General features: G+C 42.3%; 23 protein-coding genes and 2 pseudogenes. 7 read left to right on the top strand and 18 right to left on the bottom strand.

Annotated features, from left to right (window positions below; genetic code table 11):
• Positions 1 to 113 precede the first annotated feature (113 nt).
• From CDC37_RS23970 to CDC37_RS04590, 7 genes are all read right to left on the bottom strand, one after another.
• On the bottom strand, positions 114 to 551 hold the full coding sequence (locus CDC37_RS23970) for a hypothetical protein (protein WP_157780647.1): 438 nt from the start codon (positions 549 to 551) through the stop codon (positions 114 to 116).
• A 254-nt stretch (positions 552 to 805) separates the two neighbouring features.
• Positions 806 to 1,015, bottom strand: coding sequence for a DUF6887 family protein (locus CDC37_RS25705; RefSeq protein WP_442861079.1), 210 nt, complete (start codon positions 1,013 to 1,015; stop codon positions 806 to 808).
• 10 nt (positions 1,016 to 1,025) lie between these two features.
• Entirely contained in the window at positions 1,026 to 1,217 is a 192-nt protein-coding gene (locus CDC37_RS25700) for a DUF6888 family protein (protein WP_096625916.1), read from the bottom strand.
• A gap of 102 nt (positions 1,218 to 1,319) precedes the next feature.
• A complete protein-coding gene (locus CDC37_RS04605) occupies positions 1,320 to 1,892 on the bottom strand; it encodes a hypothetical protein (protein ID WP_096620699.1) in 573 nt (190 codons plus the stop codon).
• Between the two features lie 244 nt (positions 1,893 to 2,136).
• Positions 2,137 to 3,027: a DMT family transporter gene (locus tag CDC37_RS04600; protein ID WP_096620698.1), complete on the bottom strand. Its 891-nt coding sequence runs from the start codon at positions 3,025 to 3,027 to the stop codon at positions 2,137 to 2,139.
• A gap of 42 nt (positions 3,028 to 3,069) precedes the next feature.
• Positions 3,070 to 3,717, bottom strand: a complete 648-nt coding sequence (locus CDC37_RS04595; RefSeq protein WP_096620697.1) for an MOSC domain-containing protein — start codon at positions 3,715 to 3,717, stop codon at positions 3,070 to 3,072.
• A gap of 20 nt (positions 3,718 to 3,737) precedes the next feature.
• Complete coding sequence (locus CDC37_RS04590) at positions 3,738 to 3,956, bottom strand: thioredoxin family protein (RefSeq protein WP_197707042.1); 219 nt, start codon at positions 3,954 to 3,956, stop codon at positions 3,738 to 3,740.
• Between the two features lie 196 nt (positions 3,957 to 4,152).
• Between CDC37_RS04590 and CDC37_RS04585 the strand changes: the two genes are divergently transcribed.
• On the top strand, positions 4,153 to 4,437 hold the full coding sequence (locus CDC37_RS04585) for a winged helix-turn-helix transcriptional regulator (protein ID WP_096620695.1): 285 nt from the start codon (positions 4,153 to 4,155) through the stop codon (positions 4,435 to 4,437).
• A gap of 70 nt (positions 4,438 to 4,507) precedes the next feature.
• Here CDC37_RS04585 and CDC37_RS04580 read toward each other — a convergent pair whose 3' ends face one another.
• A complete protein-coding gene (locus CDC37_RS04580; protein WP_096620694.1) occupies positions 4,508 to 4,960 on the bottom strand; it encodes a winged helix-turn-helix transcriptional regulator in 453 nt (150 codons plus the stop codon).
• Between the two features lie 101 nt (positions 4,961 to 5,061).
• On the opposite strand from CDC37_RS04580, the gene CDC37_RS04575 reads away from it, so the two are divergent.
• Together CDC37_RS04575 and CDC37_RS04570 are read left to right on the top strand one after the other, a co-directional pair.
• Positions 5,062 to 6,063 carry a zinc-dependent alcohol dehydrogenase family protein gene (locus CDC37_RS04575; RefSeq protein WP_096620693.1) on the top strand — a complete coding sequence of 334 codons (1,002 nt, stop codon included), beginning with the start codon at positions 5,062 to 5,064 and terminating at the stop codon, positions 6,061 to 6,063.
• A gap of 248 nt (positions 6,064 to 6,311) precedes the next feature.
• Positions 6,312 to 7,739 (top strand): DNA cytosine methyltransferase, encoded by a 1,428-nt coding sequence (locus CDC37_RS04570; protein ID WP_096620692.1) that lies wholly within the window; start codon positions 6,312 to 6,314, stop codon positions 7,737 to 7,739.
• Here the strand turns inward: CDC37_RS04570 and CDC37_RS04565 are convergent.
• The 6 genes from CDC37_RS04565 to CDC37_RS24855 form a co-directional block, all read right to left on the bottom strand.
• Positions 7,731 to 8,483, bottom strand: coding sequence for a SinI family restriction endonuclease (locus CDC37_RS04565; RefSeq protein WP_096620691.1), 753 nt, complete (start codon positions 8,481 to 8,483; stop codon positions 7,731 to 7,733). The two genes, CDC37_RS04570 and CDC37_RS04565, sit on opposite strands and share 9 nt — an antisense overlap.
• A 251-nt stretch (positions 8,484 to 8,734) precedes the next feature.
• Positions 8,735 to 9,394: a CPBP family intramembrane glutamic endopeptidase gene (locus CDC37_RS04560; RefSeq protein WP_096620690.1), complete on the bottom strand. Its 660-nt coding sequence runs from the start codon at positions 9,392 to 9,394 to the stop codon at positions 8,735 to 8,737.
• Positions 9,391 to 10,143 (bottom strand): hypothetical protein, encoded by a 753-nt coding sequence (locus CDC37_RS04555; RefSeq protein ID WP_096620689.1) that lies wholly within the window; start codon positions 10,141 to 10,143, stop codon positions 9,391 to 9,393. The genes CDC37_RS04560 and CDC37_RS04555 overlap by 4 nt, the downstream gene beginning before the upstream one ends.
• A gap of 29 nt (positions 10,144 to 10,172) precedes the next feature.
• Entirely contained in the window at positions 10,173 to 10,571 is a 399-nt protein-coding gene (locus CDC37_RS04550; RefSeq protein WP_096620688.1) for a hypothetical protein, read from the bottom strand.
• 414 nt (positions 10,572 to 10,985) lie between these two features.
• Positions 10,986 to 11,627, bottom strand: a complete 642-nt coding sequence (locus CDC37_RS23965; protein ID WP_197707004.1) for an IS630 family transposase — start codon at positions 11,625 to 11,627, stop codon at positions 10,986 to 10,988.
• Entirely contained in the window at positions 11,540 to 11,932 is a 393-nt protein-coding gene (locus tag CDC37_RS24855; protein ID WP_096619923.1) for a helix-turn-helix domain-containing protein, read from the bottom strand. Before CDC37_RS24855 ends, CDC37_RS23965 begins: the two co-directional genes overlap by 88 nt.
• Before the next feature lie 675 nt (positions 11,933 to 12,607).
• Here CDC37_RS24855 and CDC37_RS04535 point away from each other — a divergent pair.
• Positions 12,608 to 13,063 (top strand): DNA-binding protein, encoded by a 456-nt coding sequence (locus CDC37_RS04535; protein WP_096620687.1) that lies wholly within the window; start codon positions 12,608 to 12,610, stop codon positions 13,061 to 13,063.
• A 502-nt stretch (positions 13,064 to 13,565) separates the two neighbouring features.
• A complete protein-coding gene (locus CDC37_RS04530) occupies positions 13,566 to 14,954 on the top strand; it encodes a hypothetical protein (RefSeq protein ID WP_096620686.1) in 1,389 nt (462 codons plus the stop codon).
• Between the two features lie 471 nt (positions 14,955 to 15,425).
• Here CDC37_RS04530 and CDC37_RS04525 read toward each other — a convergent pair.
• From CDC37_RS04525 to CDC37_RS04515, 3 genes and pseudogenes are all read right to left on the bottom strand, one after another.
• Positions 15,426 to 16,568 (bottom strand): annotated as a pseudogene (locus CDC37_RS04525) (IS4 family transposase).
• Between the two features lie 921 nt (positions 16,569 to 17,489).
• The gene (purB, locus tag CDC37_RS04520; RefSeq protein ID WP_096620685.1) at positions 17,490 to 18,785 is read right to left on the bottom strand and encodes an adenylosuccinate lyase; all 1,296 of its coding nucleotides are present in this window, start codon (positions 18,783 to 18,785) and stop codon (positions 17,490 to 17,492) included.
• 185 nt (positions 18,786 to 18,970) lie between these two features.
• Complete coding sequence (locus CDC37_RS04515) at positions 18,971 to 19,159, bottom strand: hypothetical protein (protein ID WP_096620684.1); 189 nt, start codon at positions 19,157 to 19,159, stop codon at positions 18,971 to 18,973.
• 56 nt (positions 19,160 to 19,215) lie between these two features.
• Between CDC37_RS04515 and CDC37_RS23960 the strand changes: the two genes are divergently transcribed.
• Positions 19,216 to 19,386, top strand: coding sequence for a hypothetical protein (locus CDC37_RS23960; RefSeq protein ID WP_157780646.1), 171 nt, complete (start codon positions 19,216 to 19,218; stop codon positions 19,384 to 19,386).
• Between the two features lie 695 nt (positions 19,387 to 20,081).
• Positions 20,082 to 20,219 carry a hypothetical protein gene (locus tag CDC37_RS23955; RefSeq protein ID WP_157780645.1) on the top strand — a complete coding sequence of 46 codons (138 nt, stop codon included), beginning with the start codon at positions 20,082 to 20,084 and terminating at the stop codon, positions 20,217 to 20,219.
• 263 nt (positions 20,220 to 20,482) lie between these two features.
• Here the strand turns inward: CDC37_RS23955 and CDC37_RS25695 are convergent.
• Positions 20,483 to 21,240, bottom strand: a pseudogene (locus CDC37_RS25695) (IS982 family transposase); the annotation flags it as partial.
• Positions 21,241 to 21,302 lie beyond the last annotated feature (62 nt).

Here is a 21,302-nt window from a genome sequence, read left to right as displayed (position 1 = left end):
AATCCTAAATGGATTGCTATATTTTGAAATAAAAGTTAAAAGGTTGGGGCATAGTTTCCCCAACCCTAGGCTGAAAAAACACTTGCTCATTGTTTTAATAAGCGATAGCTCTTTTACTGCCCATAGTGCTTGTAATAGTCGCTCTTAGCTTTTTCTGAAGCTGCATGACTTGCTGAGTATTGTGCGTCAGATATGTAACCATGGCGCGCGTTGTACTCAGCTTGGCTTTTGTAATAATCGCTCCAGCTCTTGTGGTAATCTGATTTGGACTCGCCGTATCTAGGCTCACTAACATGGCTATTGACATGATGGTCGTAGCTGTGGGCAGTAGCCACCTGGTTAATTACTTGTTGGTGTAGACTGCCATTCATGCCCTGAGTTGCTGAAATACCATGAGGCACGTGGGGATGTCCCAGGTAATCCTTACAGTCAGTTACTCCGTGCGTCATGCCGTCGTGAATTCCGTGCGTCCAAGGGGAGTGCGTAAAGCTGCTGTCGTGGATTCCGTGACTGTAGCTGTGGTGATCGTGACCAAATGTTGAATAATCCATCAGGGGTTCCTCTTTCAGGCTATAGTCTGATGTTACTCAAGCCTTCTTTAAGGGTATGGTTCGGAAATTACGACAAATCAATGGTGGGTATCCGAAATCTAACAATTTATCTTACCTGAGACAGATATCTCTCAATTTTGATCGAAGCAATCGCCCTACCAACAACTCTAAAGCACTGCCCCTACCGATCAACCAGCGGCATAACGACCAAGATAAGCGGCGGCAGATAACCTTGGACTCTAAACCAACAACTCTCAACCGTCCGCTGCATTTGAATTGTTAGACCGCGCCTCCACTGCTGCCAGTTTTCTCTTAAGGATTTCTTCCATTGCCTTCAAGTCCTCGTCAGTCTGAGGAAATGGATAGACTGGACTATTAGGATCACCCATTCTAATCAAAGCGTCGATAGCCTCATCGTCGTCTCGGTGTGCCAAGATATATGCTCTCAGTTCTTGGCGAGACATTTGGCTAAAATTAGGTTTCGTCATCGTTAAACCTCCATTGTCCACTTGAGAAAACTAGGATTTCTAAGCTTTCGGTTACACCGGCAAGAATGAACACTGTCTTGGTGTTTGGATTATACCGAAACACATAGATAGGTTGATAACCATCTGAGAGCATCTGACACACTCTAACGCAAGCGAAAGCCTGTTCTACGGTAGGCATATACATATATACATAATAGCGAGTACTACCATACCGCAAAAGATGCACACAGTAACTTGAACGGTTCAACCGAAGCGACTGTTACTTCGCTCTCAGCCACAGCTATATTTTGCTCTTCAAGAAGTTTATAATATCAGAATGCCATTGACCTGTGAGCATCTTCCACATACTTTCAAAGTAATTTTCCCTTTGCTCAACCAAAGCATCTTGACAAACAACAAAACTTTTAGTGGCTGTTTTAACAGTAATAGAATGTCCCTGGCTAAAATTGAAGTTAGCCACAACACTTTTAACGCTTTCAAGGGAAACAAAAAATGAGTTTGGATTAGAAAACATTTTCTCAACGTCACTCTTCCTCTCAAAAGCCTCAGGAAGTTTTTCAAACAGAAAATCAACTAATGATGATGGTTCTGTAACCCATCCTGTGACAGTTTTGAAAGCATTTACTTTATCAAAAACCTCCTTGAAAAGAAGACTGTAACCAGGAGAGTTCGTGTTAAGGGTCAGGAAGATAATAAAATCAGGATATACAACAACACTTCCCAGAGGTAGTGTCCTAAAGAAGTTGGGAGGTTTTGCTAATAAAGCTGCTCTGGCGGAGAATTTCTTAATAGATTTATGTCCTGAAGTTGAGATGTACCTCAAAAAACTGACTAAGTCATCTTGACTGCGCATCTCCTTGCTCCTTTGTGTTCTCAAAGTTGTCTAATCGTCCTATAAGGGGGCTAAATCAACAGCGATCGCTCACCTCCCAACCGTCTCCTAACGCAGAGCTTGCGCTAACTTAAGCATCGCAATTAACCGATAATCTTTTGCTACGCCCCAACAAGTAAGCTAGCGGTCTAACGGCAAAAGTAAGCGGCGGCGAGCAAACTAGAACGAAGTGCAAAGACTCTCTACCGTCCGCTCCACTGTGTTGTTAGGCTGCTCTAATTGGAGCGCGTTTGCCCATTGCCACACAAACCATCACACATACTGCAAAGATCAACGTATGAGCGGTAAGTGCCTCTCCAAGTAGGACTGCTGATCCCAGGATGGTTAAAAAAGGTTGCAGCAGTTGAACCTGACCAACGCGGGAAATTCCGCCCACCGCAAGCCCCCGATACCAGGCAAAAAACGCGAGAAACATGCTAACAATACTCACGTAGAAAAATCCCAGCCAAGCACTGATGGAAACGTGAGTTGGGAAAGAAACATGAGAAGCCAACAGAATTACCAGCAAGATCGGAACAGATAGCACTAAAGACCAGCAAATGGTTTGCCACCCACCAAACCGACGCGCCAAGAGCGCACCTTCAGCATAACCCAAACCCGCAGCCGCGATCGCCCCAAATAGCGCGAAATCTGCAACATTTAGCATTCCAGAACCGGAAACAATGGCAAAGCTAACGACAAGACCACTTCCCACAATCGCACAGAGCCAAAATTGTGCCGATGGTCGCTCTTTGGCACGCCATACGCCAGCGAGAGCCGTGGCTAAAGGTAGAAGCCCAGTGATTACGGCTCCATAGGAAGCCTGAGCGCTCCGCATTGCCAGGGCAGAGAGGAGCGGAAAGCCAATCACTACACCAGCAATGACAATTCCAAATCGTGGTAGAAATCTCCAGTGTGGTAGCGGTTGGCGACGAATCAACAGTAGAATCAATGCCAACCCTGCTGCCACTAAAGCGCGACCAATTCCAACGATGATTGGATCGAGATCAGTCACGGCGGCACGGGTTGCAGGCAACGTCAGACTAAATCCGAGAACCCCAAGAAAACCATAAATAAATCCAATCCATTCGGTTTGAGTGTGCGGATGTTGCTTCACTGAATCTGCGATCCCCTCCCTAAAAAGTTCTCTGATGTTCGACTAGCGAATTGAAAAATATCGTCTCCAACTCGAAGCAAGGAGCGGACAAGCCGCAAGTTCTGCACAAGGTTCTTTAGCGTGGTAAAAGGCATGATTTACCCGCGCAATACTCCATTGAGGCAAGGGACGTTCGACGAGTAACAACGGCAGACCACTCTCGACTAGACCTTCGGATAGGACGCGGAAGTACCAACCCGATCGCCCTGTTTTGATGACTCGCTTTGGGAGATCCTTCCTCCGCCATCGTCGCGCCAGCTTCCAGCAAGGTTCTCTCGGCTGTGAAACCTGAATCTGGGCTTCACCTACCGAAAAAATATCTCCAATACAAACATCTGCTTCCGTCTGACCCAAAATCGTAAAGTTTTCGCCAAATGCTCCGTAAGGAAAGTCGGATAGACCAAGTTCTTGTTGCCAAGCTGGATAGTGACTTGCCGCATAAGCAAGAACTGCTTTCTCAGAACCACCGTGCAGAACCAGATCTGCCTGTCCATCTCCGACGAGGTTTGTTTTTCCAAGATGAACTGCTCCAGCAATTGGCTCTTTGAAGAACCCTGTCGTCCAAGGGCGATCCATTGGATCGGTCGCGCCTTCCACTCCAAGTTGCTTGGGCAAACCAACTTGAATCGATAGAATGTGGGGAATATCCATCAGCAAAATGGGCAGGTAAGCTATGCAATCGTGGACAAATCCGCACCAAAGTTAATATGAAACACTTGTCCATCCAAAACGAGAGCGGGAACGGTTTTTACCCCTGTGGACTCTGCTTCTGCGATCCGATTGGGCGTTTCGGTCAAGTCCACATATTCCAGGTCGTATCGGTTTGAATCGAGATGTTGAACAATGGCACGATCGACTTGAATACAAACGCCACAATCCCCGCGACCCATGTAAAAAATGCCTTTACCTTTCATGGTGTGCTTCTCTCCTTGCTATAGTGAGCTATAAAAGAACGATAGGAAAATTGCCCCCAAACCACAAGTAGGCACTTTTTCGTCGGGTAGGTACATTTTGGTTGTAAATGTGAACTCACAGGATCATCGAAGCCAGAAAAATTTTTCGGCTACTTCCAGCAAGCTTATCGAGATGTTTGAAGATTGCATTGGGTGTAAATGGACACTTCACATCTTGAGCCAAATCCGCTGTGGTATAAATCGTCCCCGTGCTTTGGTGAAGACGAAAAAGGGACTGACGACCAAAGTATTAAATGAGCGGCTTGCCAAGATGGTTCAGTTCGGCATTTTGGAAAAGATCAGCTATCCTGAAGTTCCTCCACGGGTTGAGTATCAATTAACTCCTTTCGGGAAAAAGTTTCTCGAAACCCTAGATCGCCTTGAAGACTTGCATCTCGAATTGATGAATGACTTGTAGTTATACGCTCGGTGTGCAACGAGCTTGTTATGCTGCACCGTATCCACACTTTTCTAGTTTTTTGTGTAACCTACTTAGGTTCCCAGTAATCCTTATGGTCTGGATTGTTGTCGTAATCTTCCTTAGCAGTTTTTACCTCTGAAATGTGCTGATATGCCCACTCACCCAAGATTGCCAATGGCTCAACCAACGAAGTCCCTAACGGAGTAAGAGAATATTCGACTCGTGGAGGAACAGTTGGATAAACCTCTCTCCCAATCAGCCCATACCGCTCTAAGTTCCGAAGGTTTTGAATCAACATCTTAGGCGATACACCGACAATTTGTTGCTTGAGTTCGCTATACCGCTTTTTGCCTTGAGTGAGTGCATAAACAATCAGAACCGTCCATTTGTTGGCAACATGTTCAAGGATCTGATGTCCGGCGCAGTTTGTGTCAAACAGATCCATCTTGGCAATCCGCTCAAGCGCTGGCTGGGGCGAGTAGCTCAGTTGAGAGCCATTAGCATCGTGATTTAGAGCCATGTTTACCAAAAAGTAACTATTGCACTTTGCTGTAAATCCTTACGGGCAGCAGTACTGCAATCGTACTCTATGAATGTCAGTTTTTACAGCAGAGCAAAACTATGAAAGCCATGATCATTGAGCAATTTGGCAATCCCGAAACCTTCAAAGAAGCCGATTTGGTGACTCCAGACGTTCTTCCCCATCACGTCCTAATTCACGTGGCTGCAACAAGCGTCAATCCGGTTGACTATAAAATTCGACAAGGGGTTCTAGCGGATATTGCACCTAGTTTCCCAGCCATTTTGCATGGAGATGTGGCAGGAACGATCGTAGCCATTGGAACAGGCGTTGATCGGTTTAAAGTTGGAGACGAAGTATATGCCTGTGCTGGTGGCGTGAAAGGAACAGGTGGTGCATTAGCTGAGTATATGCTGGCTGATTTTCGTTTGGTTGCTCACAAACCAAAGTCACTCACTATGGCAGAAGCAGCGGCACTTCCATTGGTGTCAATTACAGCATGGGAAGGATTGATCGATCGCGCTCAAGTTCAGCCTGGACAAAAGGTTTTGGTATATGGAGCAACCGGAGGCGTAGGACACATTGGCGTGCAATTGGCGAAGTGGGCGGGGGCAACAGTCTATGCCCTGGTTTCCAGCGATCACAAGGCTGCGATCGCTCATCGTTTAGGTGCAGATATTACCATTAACTATTGCCATCAGCCCATCGAGGAGTTTGTGGCAGAACATATGAATGGGCAGGGTTTCGATGTGGTTTTTGATACCGTAGGTAACGACAATCTGCAAAATGCTTTCAAAGCCGCAAAGCTGAATGGAACTGTTGTATCAATCGTTTCTCGATCTCACCAAGACTTGACCTTACTTCATGCAAAAGGTCTAACTCTGCATCTAGTTTTCATGTTGATTCCCATGCTGTTTGATAGCAATCGAGATCGTCATGGGGAAATCCTCTCGAAACTGGCTCGAATAGTAGATGAGGGCAAGATCCGACCCCTGCTGGATTCTAAGACCTTCAGCATGACAGAAATTGCTTCTGCTCACCGACATGCTGAGTCAGGTCAAGCGATGGGGAAAGTTGTGCTCACACAATCATTCAATTCTTGAATATCAACAAATAAGGCTTTGGCTGCATCCCTACCAAGGATTGAGCCGCATAACGGTGAAGTTGTGCGGCGGCAGACAGCCTTGAATACCCGCCGATAACCTCTGTGCCGTCCGCACCAACGCAGTGTTCGACGGCTGACGCTACCTTTAGACAAAACGCTGAGACAAAAATATTTGTTCACAATACTTGCAAGCATGCTGCTTTGACAGTAACATGGGTACCTAGTTTTAGTTTCGTACCCGAAAGCATGGCTACCCAATACCTCTCTGTAAAAGAAACCTCTGAAATCTTAAACTGCTCGGAGCAATATGTGCGTCAGCTACTCAGGTATGGCGAGATCAGCGGGGAGAGGATTAGTAGTCGGTGGATTGTGGCATCAGAGTCTGTTCAGAACTACCGTGTTAAAGGAGAAGATGTTAGCTTAAAAGTCCCTGATCATGGGCGACGCTCGTTCAGCAAACCTGAGCTAAAAGCCTTGAGTTTTTTTTCTGGTTGCATGGGTTTGGACTTGGGACTAGAAAAAGAAGGTATTCAGGTGCTACTTGCTTGTGAAATTGATGCAGCCGCTCGAAAAACAATTGAGATCAATCGACCCGATATGGCATTGATTGGGGATATTCGGGATTACTCAGCTACAGAAATTCGAGAACAAGCAGGACTTAGTTCAACCGATGAGATTGATGTCATCGTTGGCGGACCACCGTGCCAAGCCTTTAGCAGTGCGGGAAAGCGCCAAGGATTTAATGATGAACGAGGTAATGTTTTCTTGACATTTATTGATTTAATTACTGAGCTTAAACCGAGATTTGCAGTCATTGAAAATGTTCGAGGATTATTATCTGCTCCGTTGAAGCATAGACCTCACGAAATGCGAGGAAAAAATTTCCCACCCTTGTCTCAGGATGAGCAAAGAGGTGGTGCCTTGCTGTTTATTACTCAACGGCTCAGAGAGGCTGGGTACAGTATTTCCTTTAATTTGTACAATGCTGCTAATTTTGGATCACCACAGCAGCGGGAAAGGGTTGTCATTGCTTGTAGTCGTGATGGAGAAAAACTTCCTTACCTCACACCTACTCATTCAGAAAAGGGTCTATATGGGCTGCCAACCTGGAAAAGTTTACGAGAAGCCTTAGAAGGTCTTCCCAAAGATGGACATCATTTTGTCAAGTTTCCTGAAAAACGGCTGAAGTATTACAGGCTCCTGAAACCTGGACAATACTGGCGGGACTTACCAGAAGAGTTACATCAAGAGGCGCTAGGAGCTTCTTATCATGCAGGAGGGGGAAAAACAGGTTTTTATCGTAGGCTAGCGTGGGATAAACCTGCCCCTACCTTAGTCACTCATCCAGCAATGCCTGCAACGGATCTAGCCCATCCAGAAGAGGATAGACCCCTTAGTATTGAAGAATATAAGCGTATTCAAGAATTTCCAGACGATTGGATTATTGCAGGTACCTTACTTGAGCAATATCGGCAAGTTGGCAATGCTGTACCCTGCTCTCTAGGAAGAGCGATCGCTAGGATGTTGCTATCCCATCTAAGGGGTGAACAGCCTATTCTATATGCAGATTTCCCGTATTCTCGCTACCATAAAACCGATGATGTCAGTTGGATGAAAGATGTGGGTTGTTTTGAAGAATCCTCTGCAAAACAATTATCCCTTAACTTAGTTTGATGAATCTGACAAACCCTTCCAAGGATTGTTTACCTCAATAGCTAAGGCATCTGGATTGCCGATTAGGACTTGTTGAACAAAGGCAACGAAGTTTTCTTCCGAAAAGCGATCTGTATCGTACTTATCGTTGAAATAAAACCATCGATAGGAACCTGTTCTAGCATCAACTCGATACCACTTTTCAATGGGCTGATTAATTCTGACTCTGGACGATGAACTGTTTTCCGAGTTGCTGCGGTTTTTGATCTGTAAGAGAGAACCATCAACATTGCAAAAATCTACGTGCCGAACAGATTCTCCCCAACAACAATACCAACCATAATCAGCAAGTTGCTCAGCCAGAAACTCCTCCAGTAGTAATCCTTGAATATTTTCAGCAGACATTGATAGCCTATGGGCATATTTGATTTGCTCAAGATGTTCCGTTGTTAGTCCTATCAACCGAGCGTTGATAATTATACTGACAATTGGATCGGCAACTGTGCCTGGGAGTTGTGAGATTCGCCTTGAAATTCGATTTTCATAACTATCGTTATACTTTTTCAACCAAGCTTTGGCTAACGCTTCTGGTGTATTGGCTTTTAGGGTTGGGGAAAGTCCTGGATTTCTGTAGCACGCTGTGAGAATTGTTCGGTGCGCTTCAAGCAATAGCTGATTCTCTTGAGAGAATGCATCTTCAAAAATCTTTAAAAAGTCTTCTTCAGAACTTGAAGTGCTGATAATGCTATCGAAGTTAACAGACATCTAATATTTTTCCTCTGAACATACAAATCATGCAACAGAAATGTCCACAATTGTACGTCACAGTGATTTTCCTGGATTTGCTCCTCAAAGCTTAAACGGTTGTCCTCGAACAGGCAAGGTATCGGCTACTGCCTCAGCCGAGGGTTAAAGCCGTCGAACGTTCTTGTTCAGCGGCTGCCAATAACCTTTGCATCTTCGATAACAGCTTGATTCAGTCCGCTGCAACAGCATTGTTGGGCTGCTGCATGCACTCATTTTGTGGACGTAACTTTAGGAATGATAATGCCTGCACAGTCAGTCGCAATGTGCGCGACGATCGCCGTCAGCAAATCTCCCGTTCCCAGATAAAAGAGAGTCAGTAAGCATCCTGATAAAACGGTTGTAAACGCTGGAATCCACCCCCAAAGCGGTACATGGGCTAGACCAAATGCGATTAGAGACAGAGCACAGCCGATCCAGTAGCTTCCCGTGAGCAATGATAATCGCTCAGCGGCATAGCCTCGATAGAGTCCTTCTTCGACAATTCCCCCAATTACTACTGCCAGGATAAGGTACCAAACTGGAAGTGGCGTTAATTTTGCCAGTCCCTTCTCAAATCCGACAAAACTGAGCTTAGTCATGCTCCACATCAGCAATGGTGAGTAAATGAAGACAAGAAAGCTAGCAAAGATTAAACCCCACAAAATAGACTGCCATCGTAATGAATGTAGCCCGATCGAAGAGAGCGGTTGTTCCTCCCCAAAGACGATAATTCCAAGAATAATTACAAACAGCATCGCTAAAGCAATCTGCTGAAGTATCTTGCTCGCCAAGCTCTCTGGATTTCTGAAAAACTGACTCCCAAACCTGGCTAGCAACGCAGGGCCAGCCAGCGCAAAACACAACCCTATAATTGTTGAAAGCGAACTCATGAGGCTTGGTTTTGAGACTGACTACAATGCAATACCAATAATAAACCTGCGCGATCACTTAAGCCCAGTGGCTTATAGCCTAAAGTATGAGCCGCGCGATCACCAAACAGACAGACCAGAATTGTCGGATAATCTTGAGATGAGAGGTGGGGAGCGATGATTTCACGGGTGTAGGCGATGTCGTTCGCACCAAGATCGATCTGAGTGCAGCCTGCCATTGCCATCGCATATCCTTCTTGCTCCAGCATTTTTTCTAAGGTGTGAGCAAATCCATTTTGTTGAATATAGACTGTACGATACAGCGTAGTTAAAACGGCTTCACGCACCTTTTGGGTAGAGGGCACCTCACTTGTCCATAAAACGCTACTGAGCCAACCCCGCTTGAGGCTTTGTTGTGTTTCAAAACGAAAACTAAATTCACTGGTATAACGATTTGTCCATCCCCCCATTTGATCATCAACCACCACTAATCCCATCTTAAACTGACCCGAAACATCCTCAAATTGATCGATTACTTCTGAAATTGCTCTTGCTGCTACAGCATCTGCCTCTATCGCTAGCAAAGCGTCGAGTATTCCAGCTATGTGATCTTTACCCATTGGATTCATGACCGCCAAGGGTGGCACCTCAAGATCAGAACCATCGGTGTTGATGATTGTTTCAAGGTAGGTGCGAAAGCGCTCTTGACCCCGTGGAATGGTGTAGAGATTACGCTGAAGCTGCAATAGTGGCACAAGTTCAATTTTCATAACGCAGTGATCCCAAGTGGCTTTAGACGCTACTGAATGGGCAACAACAGAAAGAGTTCCTTTTGACTCTTGTAGAACTCAATGCGGGGTCGGTCTGGATCAACACGACCCTGATAAGTTTGACTCAATACCGAGAAGACTTGGGGGATTTCCCAGAGACGTTCCGACCAATTTTCTATCTTTTCCCGCGCATATTTGCCACCTGGAATCATCCAGGTTTCTAATCCTAGCAAATCGGGGTCGTCATCTGCTTCAAGTGCCAAGCAAGCACGATAAGGCCCATTAGGATATTGAAAGGTTCCATAAAATTTTCGGCCTTTGAGACTTGATAAACGAGACTCAAGTTTCTTGAAAGCTTCTCCGGCACCTTCTGGTCCATTGGCTGACTCCACAAATACAACTTTGATTGCTTCCAGCATGGTTTCCATATCTTCATTTTCCTAGAATTTGGAAGTACAGGGGATGGAATCGCAGATCGGGTTGAGACTGAGCTGCCCAACTATTTATTATACGGAAAATTTCCGTATAATCTTTTTCTCAATCCTGGTATATCAAGCATCATAGCCTCCTCTTTTCATGTTACACGGAAAAATTCTTTTTTATGCCCTCATTCAGATATTATACCGAATTTTTCCGTATAAACACCTTTCACAGAAGGATTATATGGAATTTTTCCGTATAAGTCTAGGAGTTATATGGAATTTTTCCGTATAACATCCTTATTTAGAGTATTATACGGAATTTTCTACAAAACATTATATGGAACAACGTCCAAAAAAGCTACTCGAACAGGTGCAAGATATTATCCGGCTTAAGCACTATTCTTACAGCAGATTCGAGGTTTATGAGGTACAGTAGCAACAATTAGTAAACCAATTTTTTAGATGCTTTGGATCAACTAATGTCAGTGCAATTTTAATTAAACCATCAACTACAGATGCACTTTTAGGAGAAAACTGTTTTAAGAACGCTTTTAATTGTGACCACCAATGTTCAATTGGATTAAATTCAGGGGAATAAGGAGATAGATAAAGAACACTTGCTCCTACAGATTCAATCAAAGGCTTAATCTCTTCGACTTTATGTGCTGGCAGATTATCCATTACAACGACTGCACCAACCCATAATTGTGGAAGTAAAAAATGCTCTACAAAAACTTTATAAGCTTCTCCATTCATTGAGCCATTTAAAGTCATCACAGCTAAGACTTTTTTGAAGCTAATTCCTCCAATTACACTTATTTTTGCACCTCGGTAATATGGTTTAAAATCATAAGCTCTACTCCCGCGATCGCTTCGAGCATGAGTTCTAGTCAAACCAAGCAAAACACCCATTTCGTCTATAAACACAAGGTTTTCTGGGTCTATGTGTTTTACTTTCTCCCAATATTCTAATCTCAGTTTTTGGACTCTTTCTGTTTTCGCTTGGCTGCTACGTAAAGTCTTTTTTTTCGAGTTAATTCTTGTTTTTGCAATGCACAACACATCACACTTGCACACACCCAAATGTTATATTTTTCTCCAAAATACTCGCAATATTCCAATAAAGTTAAATCCGGGTAACTTTGAACCATTTCTGCTAATTCGCTACCGTAATCATCTAGCTTACCCTTCATTGCTCCACCTTGCTTTTTGGGTTCTAGATGCCCTTCCAATCTTTTTTGCCTGATTAGCTTCTGCACATAGCTTTTTGCTATACCAAACTGCACAGCTACTCCTCGAATTGATGTATCACCCTTTTCGTAAGCACTTACTATTTTTTCTCGTAAATCGATTGAGTAGGGTTTCATTTTAATTTTTGATGCACTAATAACAAGTGTACCTCATTTACCTCGAAAGTGCTGTATATTGCTAATCAAAAAACTCGCTAACAATGGGACTGCACCTAAAGGTGCTTCCCATTCATGAGGGCAGTTGCATGGACGGGTTTCCCGGCTTGAGCAAACTGCCCGTTCCACCCCGCGCATGACTCAACAGACTAAAAATTTTTTGGATTTTTAGTCTGTTGCTGGTGGGCTTTCTGCTCCAAGAATTGTAAATCTATACATTCATAACGGTTTTAGCGATTTATCTAAATTTGTCTTGACCTAGCATCCCGATCTAAACCTGGATTTCTCACAAGTAAGTTGTAAGTCTTGAGTAACGGATTGATTTTCTGACTACTCCCGTACGACGACCCGTCGGGTCGTCTCTACTCCCTGTGGTTTTTAGGGTTTTGTGAGAAAGCGGGTAGAGTCCTACTTTTATGCAATCGTGAGAAGTCAGGACGAAAGTACATTTGAATTATCGCGTGGAACCCTTCTTCTAACTCGATTTAAAATGGGCGAACCCTTAACAACCTGCTCCAAATCTAGATTTAACCCACCTTGTAACCTTCTCAGAATTTCCTCAGTCGATTTTGAGTGCGAGTATCAAAAATCTGGTAACTTGAGATTGGGAAAAACTATAACGTTAGAGTTTTTTTGATGACTACCGTCAGCAGTACAAAAGCATCATCTTTGTTAGGAATCAGTGATTCCAGAGTTCGGCAATTGTTAGGAGAAGGAAGAATCGCAGGTGCGTATAAAGAGGGGAGATTTTGGCGAATCCCTCTATTTAAAGGGATGCCCAAGATTATTTCCGGGAAAAGGGGTCCCAAAGGACATTGGCGCATGAGAATGCAGAAAGTGCTGACTTGCATCCATGTGAACAAGCATCAAATCGCTCGAAATCGTCGCGAGCAGCAACAACATCCAGTAATTGTGGTCAGAGCAGGTAGTCATCTCAAGTATTGTCACGAAGTGGAAATTAAGGGGAATTGTCGGTTGGTATATCGACCAGAACAGCCTTTAATGTGTAGCGGGGCTGTCTTGTGGATTGAAGTCGAGCCGTCCGTGGAAATTGTCACCAAAACATTTGTACAAAACCCATATCTCTCTTAGGGCTTGCTGAAAATATAGTAAAGACGCGATATATCGCGTCTCTATATATCGTAAGAATTACGGGGAATTTCAGTCGTAAAAAATGCTTTCCAAACAGGTATGAAAGGCTTAAAAACCTGGTATCTGTAATTTTTGCAGCCTACTAAAAGTGGAACTGAAATGGTTAAAACTATTCCCTGTACAGATGGGACATGTCGCGTCTCTCCCTGTTCCCTAACCTCACTACAAGACTAGCCTTCGCGAACAGCAGACCCGATCTTAGTAAATTTGTTGCCGCGATCGCACTGCCCTATCGCCTGATGAAAATCATCATGGGTATATTCCCATTGATTTTGAGTTTGTCCCAGGTACTTGGCAAAAAACCCAAAAAAACCGGGATTCAGATTCAGGTAAATCCCAGTAATCTCTTGACCGTATCAATACTTACGCATTGTGCCCAATGGTATTTTTCGTAACCTCGATTATATATAGATAAGGAAACATCAAGGATTTAGAATTGGATATGGAAAATGCATCTGCATACGAAACCTGTATTGAGCGATTAGAATGGGCAATACAAAAACTCAATTTGCAAGTTAGTTCCCAGCAACTTGCAGAAATTGCGGAGTTAATCGTCCAACCGATGACAGGACCGTGGCGATTTTTCCATACTCCCCAGCATATTTTTGAGGTGGGTGGAAATACAGACCCCATCGAGGTTTTGGCCGCACTTTACCATGATTTGGTTTATGTGCAGGTTGACAGAAGTATTAATTTTAATGTTAGTTTATATATTTCTCCGTTTACAAAGGAAGCTAATGGCCATTTAGTGATCCGTAATCAAGCTGAATTACCCCAGGATGATATCTTTGCAATGGTAATGGCGGTGTTTGGTTTTACGCCAGGACAGCAACTGATTCCCACTGCGGGTCAAAATGAATTTTTGAGTGCCGTGGTAGCGGCAAAAACCCTTGAATCAATACTTTCACCAGTCAAGTTAATTCAAGTGATTGCCTGTATTGAAGCGACGATTCCTTTCCGTTCCGTTGATGCTGGTGAGTTGCTCTATCAGCGTTTACAAGCTGCTAATCAAGATTTTAGTTTGGGGATGGGAGAGGGGGAAATTATAGCCACGGTGCATCGAGGTGTGAGAATTGCCAACCGTGACATCGGTAATTTTGCCCATCCGAGTGCAGCCCATTTTTTGGCTAATACCTGGAATTTGCTCCCTGAGACCAACCACAATTTAGCCGCACGGGATTCCTATACGGTATGTGATTATCGAGGTGCGTTGCAAAAAATGGAGGGTTTTTTGAACTTTTTGCAACCCGAATTGATTTTTCGTTCCTTTCGTGGTGAACCAGATGGGGAAACTTGTCAGCTACTGGTAGCAAGGGCGCGACGTAATTTAGAGATTGCCCGGTTGTATTTAGGTAGTAAACTGGTAAGTATTGCTTTTGTGGAGGCAATTTCCTTTGCCATTGGTTTAGATGTGCCAATTACAATTATGATGGGCGAATTACCAGGAAGAGGGTATAATTTCGTCCAACTTGTATCTTTTTTGCCGGAAATCGAGAATCAGTTCCCACCCCAGAATGAGATTGAACGGGAGGTATTAAATTTACTAGAAAATGGGAGAGCGCAACGTAGCGATCGCGATTTAGATAATTCGCCTTTAGCAACCTTGATTGTGAAGACAATTGGTTTTGATGCAGTGCGGGAACAATGTGATCGCGCGAAGGCTTTTTTCCAAGGTCAATTAACTACGGAGGATTTTGTCGCCCATTTTCCCGCGTCGGTGAAGGAAATAGTTATTAATGCCGTATTGAAACTATTTGAAAGTCGCAGTGAGGCGGTGCGTAAATATTACTGCATTCATCCGGATGTATTGAAGGTTTCCTGTCAACCCTAATTTCAACCTGAGTGCAATTGCGATCGCATTTCCCCTATAGGTTTAAGTTTGAGTTGGAAAAGTCGGGTTTTTCGATCAATATGAAACAAGCTAGTACCACAAAGCAGAAGTAAAAAGGTAGGAGACAAAACCCGGATCTCTCACAAAAACGTACAACTTGTAGGGAGCGGGGAATAGAAAGAAAATTAAGCCTTGACTCAATCCCTGCTATTTATTCGCGAGAAATACAGGAGAAGAGCATTCATGACAAGTTAAGGTGAAATTAGTTTTGTCAAAAGTGAGGTGAAGGAGAAGTATTAAATTCACCCTTGCACGGAGTTGTCCGCGCCAGAATCAATTATGCATTGAAAATTTAGCGATCGCATCCTTCAAAATCATGTTTATTCATCCAGATTTTGACAAGATTTTAAGCATTATTATTTATTGACAAAAGAACAATGAGCTTAAGAGCTGAAGGGGTGACGAAAATATCTACAAAGCTGATTCAATAAGCATCATAGCCCTTTCACCTCTTCGATAAAACTTCCACTTATTGCGATTTAATTTTATTAATTCGGTGACTAAATCGGTACATTTATACTTAAAATCCACCCAGGTTTGACCGTAAATTCCAACATAAAAGCTGCTATGTCTACGTACTTGACGACCATTTTCTTTCGGACGACAAACATATTCTTGAACACCTTTGAGCTTAATACTTTTTCCTTGAAGGCTTGCAGAAGTGTATGCAATAGTAATCAGTATAATTAGAGATATAAGTCTTTTTTGACAAGCACTTGAGTCTTCAAGATTATAGCCACCTGATTTAAAATCTTTAAACATTTCTTCAATGTCAAATCTTTGTTTATAAGCATTAATAGCAATCTCTAAGCTCGGAAAATTAGTAGCAATAAACCAGCCTTCTTTTGGGGTAACTCCTTTCACCTTTTTTTTCCATTTACAAGCCAAATTAACTGGTTGAAATCCGGTTGATTTAGTCAGCTTTACTCCCTGATAAAATACCGAAGTTCCAGACCTGAGACTAATTGCACTTAACTCACTCCAAATATCCTGTTTGATTTCAATATTTGTATTTTTCTTCATCCGCAAGCAAAAGCCTAGATTCTTCTCTGCAAGCCAATTAGCAAGTGATATCGAGCAAAATTCTCTGTCGCCTAAAATGCATACTTGATAATTTTTGAGAATCGCAAGACTGTTTGATATTAATGTTTTTTGCTCCTCCAGATTACTGCTACCTAATTTCGGTAATATATCAAAGCATACTGGAATTGCTCTTTTATCCCAAATAATACTTGTCATTAGTATATTTATTCAGCCCCAATTAGTTCTATCTATCGCCACATAAACTATTTTATTTGGCTGAAAATAAGTTGACATTATCACTGATAATATTGGATGCCAAACTGTTTCTATTTTTAAGTTATTCAGAACTAAAAACCTTTGTAATCTTCTCCTTCTACTTTCAAACTTTATTCCGATTGGCAGAGCATTCGCTAATTTTTCTAAATTTACCTTCTTGATTGATTGTAAAACCGTTATGAGAATGCTCAGGAAAATAAAATCTGCTGTTTTAAATTGATTTCTGAGGATTTTTTGGTATGATTCTTGTAACATTGTTATTTGGATAGGTCTTATTGACTATTTTGACCTATCCTTTTTCTACCATAAATCGTTGTATACTTTACAAAATAATACTTTCCGCTAGTTTCGTCACCCCTTCAGCATAAAATGTTAGTTATTTTAAATGCTATGGTTCGGGAAAATAAACCTTGGTCTGTTGCACAAGATAATTTACAAACAACTTAAAAGCTCTTTCTTCAACTCATTCTAATTAGTAGTTAAATAAAATTAATTACACAATATTCAGTCCGGAAACTCTTGTCCAGGCTAGAACCTTGTGTGTCCATTATTCTGCCTGATTACTTAGCTAATTAATCGTAGTTTTTTTTACGGCTTGATCATTCTTTTTTCATGCCCTTATTTGAGCATGATCTTTTTTGGCAAATCATTCATGTTTATAGCCATTTCATTTATTGCCCTACGAGTGGTTCAGCAACTGGAGAAGATTTGGTGGCACAGCGCAGTGTCAGGTGGGGGTAAGACTATTTATACCACCAACTCAAGGTTTTGCTGCCCCTACCTGACACCACCGAATCTAGCGAAGCGTTCTCCAGTTGCGTCAACTTTTTTTTGCGATCGCACTTGACAACTAAGACAGTCGCTACCCAATAATCAGGCTTTTAAGTCTAAATGAACTGTATTGGTCGATAAATACTTTATCAACCACTTATTGAAGAGAGTAAATAGGCTCAAACGGTATATTTGTTGCCTACTCCCAAAAAACGAACTTGTTAAGTATTAAAATCGACTTTTAAAACATCCTCTAATTTCGCTTACGCTCAATACCAGAGGACTGTCGTCAACTCACATGCAATTCATGAGGACACTTGCACAGGAAGGCTCTGCCGACTTGAGCAAAGTGTCCGTCTTATGCTCCCCTTTACGGGTGAGACGTGAGGCTTCTTGCTGTTCAAGCTAAATATCTAACCGTGCATACACCTCATTCAGATGACTTAAATGCTGCTGGGGGTCAAAACAAGCATCTAGTTCTGCTGGTGACAGCAGTTCTTGCACACGAACGTCATTACGAATCAATTCCCGAAAATTACCATTCTCTTGATTCCAAGCAGCATGGGCATTTTGTTGGACAATTGCATAGGCATCTTCGCGACGTAAACCCTTCTCAATTAAAGCCAACATCACCTTCTGACTAAATACCACCCCACCATAACAATTCATATTCCGTGCCATATTCTCTGGATATACCAGCAAATTCTTGATTAAATCAGTAATTTCCACCAGCATAAAATGGGTGAGAATACAAGCATCCGGTAACATTACCCGTTCCACCGAACTATGGGAAATATCCCGCTCATGCCATAAAGCCACATTTTCTACAGCCGCCACCGCATAACTACGTACCATCCGTGCCATTCCTGTCAACCGCTCCGAACGAATTGGATTGCGTTTGTGGGGCATTGCCGAAGAACCCTTTTGTCCCTTGGAGAAAAACTCTTCCACTTCTAACACATCGGTTTTTTGTAAGTTGCGAATTTCCACCGCAAACCGTTCGATGGATGCAGCCAACAAAGCTAATTGTTGCACATACTCCGCATGAATATCACGGGAAATGACTTGAGTCGAAGCCACGTCCGGTTTTAAACCCAACTTTTGGCAAGCTAAAGCTTCCACACGGGGTTCAATATTGGCATAGGTTCCCACCGCACCAGAAATCTGACCCACTGCAACAGTTTCCCGTAACGCCTGTAAACGCTTTTGTCCCCGCAAGACCTCCGCCAACCAACCAGCTAACTTAAAGCCAAAGGTAATTGGTTCGGCGTGGATACCATGCGATCGCCCAATCATGATTGTATTTTTATGTTCGCGAGCTTTGGCACGAATTACCTCAATTAAATCTCCCACCCGTTGCAAAATTAAATCCAAACTCGCCACCATTTGCAGCGCTAAAGCTGTATCCAAGACATCAGAACTAGTCATCCCTAAATGGATATACCTTCCCGCATCCCCCACATACTCGTTGACATTCGTGAGAAATGCAATCACATCATGACGAACTTCCGCTTCAATCTCCAAAATCCGTTGCGGATCAAAATTCGCCTTCGCCTTAATCTCCGCTACTGCTTCTGGGGGAATATAGCCCAATTCTGCCTGAGCTTCACAGACTGCAATCTCAACTTGCAGCCAGGTTTTAAACTTATAGGCATCAGTCCACAAATTGCCCATTTCCGGCAACGTATAACGCTCAATCACGGTTCGCCATCGATCACAACTGTCATATTTTACAGTTATTAGTTTTACTGTTAAGACAAAGTTAAGTAAATTTGGGATATTTCTCAGATTCATTGATTGGGTTGGATGTAAATATTGATTCTCCCTGTAGTTATCGCTTTGGTGGGAATAATTGTTGTTAGAGCTTAATTTGCTCTCGATTTTGTCTAGACAACTGGATCCACTTCACAGATGGGTTCGTCCCTAGCTCCTGAGTTACCCACATCCGCAATGCGATCGCCAACTTGAGTCACGGCAAAGAGCATTCGTAGAGAAACGATCGCAAATAGGGTAATTGCAGTTACGAGAGCTTGGATGGAAAAACCTAGTACGTTCCGGAGTGGGGTGATCGCCAACTCTGTAATTTAAGACAATCGGTAAAACAACTTGAGCCACAATTAGGGAAATAATCATGATTTCTACTGACTTTGTAGATTGTCTTAGGAAGGAATTCACTCTCGAATTCAGAGCGATCGCTCCCCAAGAAGCAACTAGCCCAGATATGGCTTGGGAAGCTTTCTTTTTATTTGCCCGATTTTTGTATTTTCTCCGATATCAAGCCAGACTGTTCTGTTTTAGTTAGGATGTCAACACAAACAAGAAAGAGCTAATAATTAAGTTTTACAGACAGAACTTTCTTCAAAACATTCGCTAATTTAAACAGCATATGTGAACTTCGCCATAATAGGTCTGGCCACACCTGAAACAAACTTTCGATTTACAAACGTGGGGAATTGCATCGAGACTGTCATAATAGGTCTGGCCACATTTAGGACAGGTTTTTTGCGGTGGACAGATATGAACTTCGCCATAATAGGTCTGGCCACACCTGAAACAAACTTTCGATTTACAAACGTGGGGAATTACATCGAGACTGTCATAATAGGTCTGGCCACATTTAGGACAGGTTTTTTGCGGTGGACAGATATGAACTTCGCCATAATAGGTCTGGCCACACCTGAAACAAACTTTCGATTTACAAACGTGGGGAATTGCATCGAGACTGTCATAATCAGTCTGGCCGCATTTAGGACAGATTTTTTGCTTCGTTTTGCAAAAGTGAATATTGCCAGTATATATTTCTCCACATTTTGTACAGGTATTAAACATACTCAATCTCCTTGGTCTAGGGAAACTTAGTATTCCCTAAACCTTAATATCAACTTTGTTTTAGGGATAATTTTTGAGAAGAACACGATTTGAATACGAATTTATCTTTGTACTATATCCAGCTATTCCTATGATAATTAGAAATCCCTAAGAAACTTGTAATTTGTCATGACACTTGACCCAGACAAATTTGCTTATAGTGTATTTTCCTTCACCTGTATGGGTTTAAGTCTTAATTTCTACCTCAAAAATGTCCAAGCCATGATAGTTGAGTTGCGATCGCGCATATATGACTTGTTACCCTAACAGCAAAAGCTTTATTTTTATTGATTTTCCCATGATATTGATAAGTTATTTAAATATGTGAAAGTTCAAAAATTGTTCATCTTCCCGGTTTTCCCCCTTATTGACAAAAAACTGACCATATTCTCAATATTAATGATTCTATTCTCAATCTTCTGAGGCAGCCATAATACTTTCAGCACTGATTATTGACATCTTGACAAATCCCAAATACAATAGTGTATATTACCGCCGGTGCTATAAAATAAAAATCTATTCTTCCTGCTTCACATTGCATCGGGTGTAGTTGATTGAATCTTCCATAGAAATGCTTGTTTTACAGTAAACGCAAAAATAAATGCTTGTAACTTAAGTAAAAATCCTTCGTAAGTCACAGCATGAATTGATTTTGGATACATACTAGCAATAGAGCTAAATACGGTTTCAATATAGTGACGAGTAGATTGTTTTATATATTGAATCCACGGCTTATCTGGACGCTTAGAATTCTTTTTCTCATTACTTTTAGCTTTATTTCACTCGAATCACCAAGGTCATCTTCGGTAGTATAATCTGTATATGCAGAGTCGGCATATATTTCGCTACCTGGTGGTAAATTTAATGGTAAGCTATTTAATGCTCGGACATCAGACGCACTAACAGGCATGAAGACAAACTCAACTGGTATACCGCTTTTAGTCGTCAATAATTATACTTAAACTCCATAAAAGTAGCGTTTCTTTGATGCTATATAACCGCGAAAATCTTCTGATTTAATTAGTTTGACATGGAAAATACGAATATTATCACAAATTGGAACGGGAAACGAGTCGAGAAGATATTCTGTGCAATCGCTTGTTTCTTTCAATATCATTCCTACTTGATGAAATAAATCTTTCATGAGCATTTCTAGATTGTGTAATTGTCTATTAAATCTGGATTTATGTAACATATTTGGTATCAATTTATGGTCTTTCATGTAATTACAGGCTTTTGCATAATTACCATCGAAGAACATTGCTGAAATTAGTGCTGTTGTGATAAGTAAGTCGGCGGAAAAATTTACAGTTATGTAACGATTAGTTAAGGAGAATTGTTTGAGTAAAA

It is taken from the genome of Calothrix sp. NIES-3974, assembly GCF_002368395.1.
GTDB lineage: Bacteria > Cyanobacteriota > Cyanobacteriia > Cyanobacteriales > Nostocaceae > NIES-3974.
Note: the sequence above shows the minus strand (reverse complement) of the source record. Positions and strands in the feature narration are given on the sequence as shown.

Excerpts from the sequence above, each read along its gene's own strand:
- CDC37_RS04535 (WP_096620687.1), top strand. The coding sequence starts at position 12,608 with ATGACTACCGTCAGCAGTACAAAAGCATCATCTTTGTTAGGAATCAGT.
- CDC37_RS23970 (WP_157780647.1), bottom strand. The coding sequence starts at position 551 with ATGGATTATTCAACATTTGGTCACGATCACCACAGCTACAGTCACGGA.
- CDC37_RS04560 (WP_096620690.1), bottom strand. The coding sequence starts at position 9,394 with ATGAGTTCGCTTTCAACAATTATAGGGTTGTGTTTTGCGCTGGCTGGC.
- CDC37_RS25705 (WP_442861079.1), bottom strand. The coding sequence starts at position 1,015 with ATGTCTCGCCAAGAACTGAGAGCATATATCTTGGCACACCGAGACGAC.
- CDC37_RS25700 (WP_096625916.1), bottom strand. The coding sequence starts at position 1,217 with ATGCCTACCGTAGAACAGGCTTTCGCTTGCGTTAGAGTGTGTCAGATG.
- CDC37_RS04595 (WP_096620697.1), bottom strand. The coding sequence starts at position 3,717 with ATGGATATTCCCCACATTCTATCGATTCAAGTTGGTTTGCCCAAGCAA.
- CDC37_RS04585 (WP_096620695.1), top strand. The coding sequence starts at position 4,153 with ATGTTTGAAGATTGCATTGGGTGTAAATGGACACTTCACATCTTGAGC.
- CDC37_RS04530 (WP_096620686.1), top strand. The coding sequence starts at position 13,566 with ATGGAAAATGCATCTGCATACGAAACCTGTATTGAGCGATTAGAATGG.
- CDC37_RS23960 (WP_157780646.1), top strand. The coding sequence starts at position 19,216 with ATGATTTCTACTGACTTTGTAGATTGTCTTAGGAAGGAATTCACTCTC.
- CDC37_RS04580 (WP_096620694.1), bottom strand. The coding sequence starts at position 4,960 with ATGGCTCTAAATCACGATGCTAATGGCTCTCAACTGAGCTACTCGCCC.
- CDC37_RS04565 (WP_096620691.1), bottom strand. The coding sequence starts at position 8,483 with ATGTCTGTTAACTTCGATAGCATTATCAGCACTTCAAGTTCTGAAGAA.
- CDC37_RS04590 (WP_197707042.1), bottom strand. The coding sequence starts at position 3,956 with ATGGGTCGCGGGGATTGTGGCGTTTGTATTCAAGTCGATCGTGCCATT.
- CDC37_RS04570 (WP_096620692.1), top strand. The coding sequence starts at position 6,312 with ATGGCTACCCAATACCTCTCTGTAAAAGAAACCTCTGAAATCTTAAAC.
- CDC37_RS24855 (WP_096619923.1), bottom strand. The coding sequence starts at position 11,932 with ATGAAACCCTACTCAATCGATTTACGAGAAAAAATAGTAAGTGCTTAC.
- CDC37_RS04605 (WP_096620699.1), bottom strand. The coding sequence starts at position 1,892 with ATGCGCAGTCAAGATGACTTAGTCAGTTTTTTGAGGTACATCTCAACT.
- CDC37_RS23955 (WP_157780645.1), top strand. The coding sequence starts at position 20,082 with ATGACACTTGACCCAGACAAATTTGCTTATAGTGTATTTTCCTTCACC.
- CDC37_RS04555 (WP_096620689.1), bottom strand. The coding sequence starts at position 10,143 with ATGAAAATTGAACTTGTGCCACTATTGCAGCTTCAGCGTAATCTCTAC.
- CDC37_RS04575 (WP_096620693.1), top strand. The coding sequence starts at position 5,062 with ATGAAAGCCATGATCATTGAGCAATTTGGCAATCCCGAAACCTTCAAA.
- CDC37_RS04550 (WP_096620688.1), bottom strand. The coding sequence starts at position 10,571 with ATGGAAACCATGCTGGAAGCAATCAAAGTTGTATTTGTGGAGTCAGCC.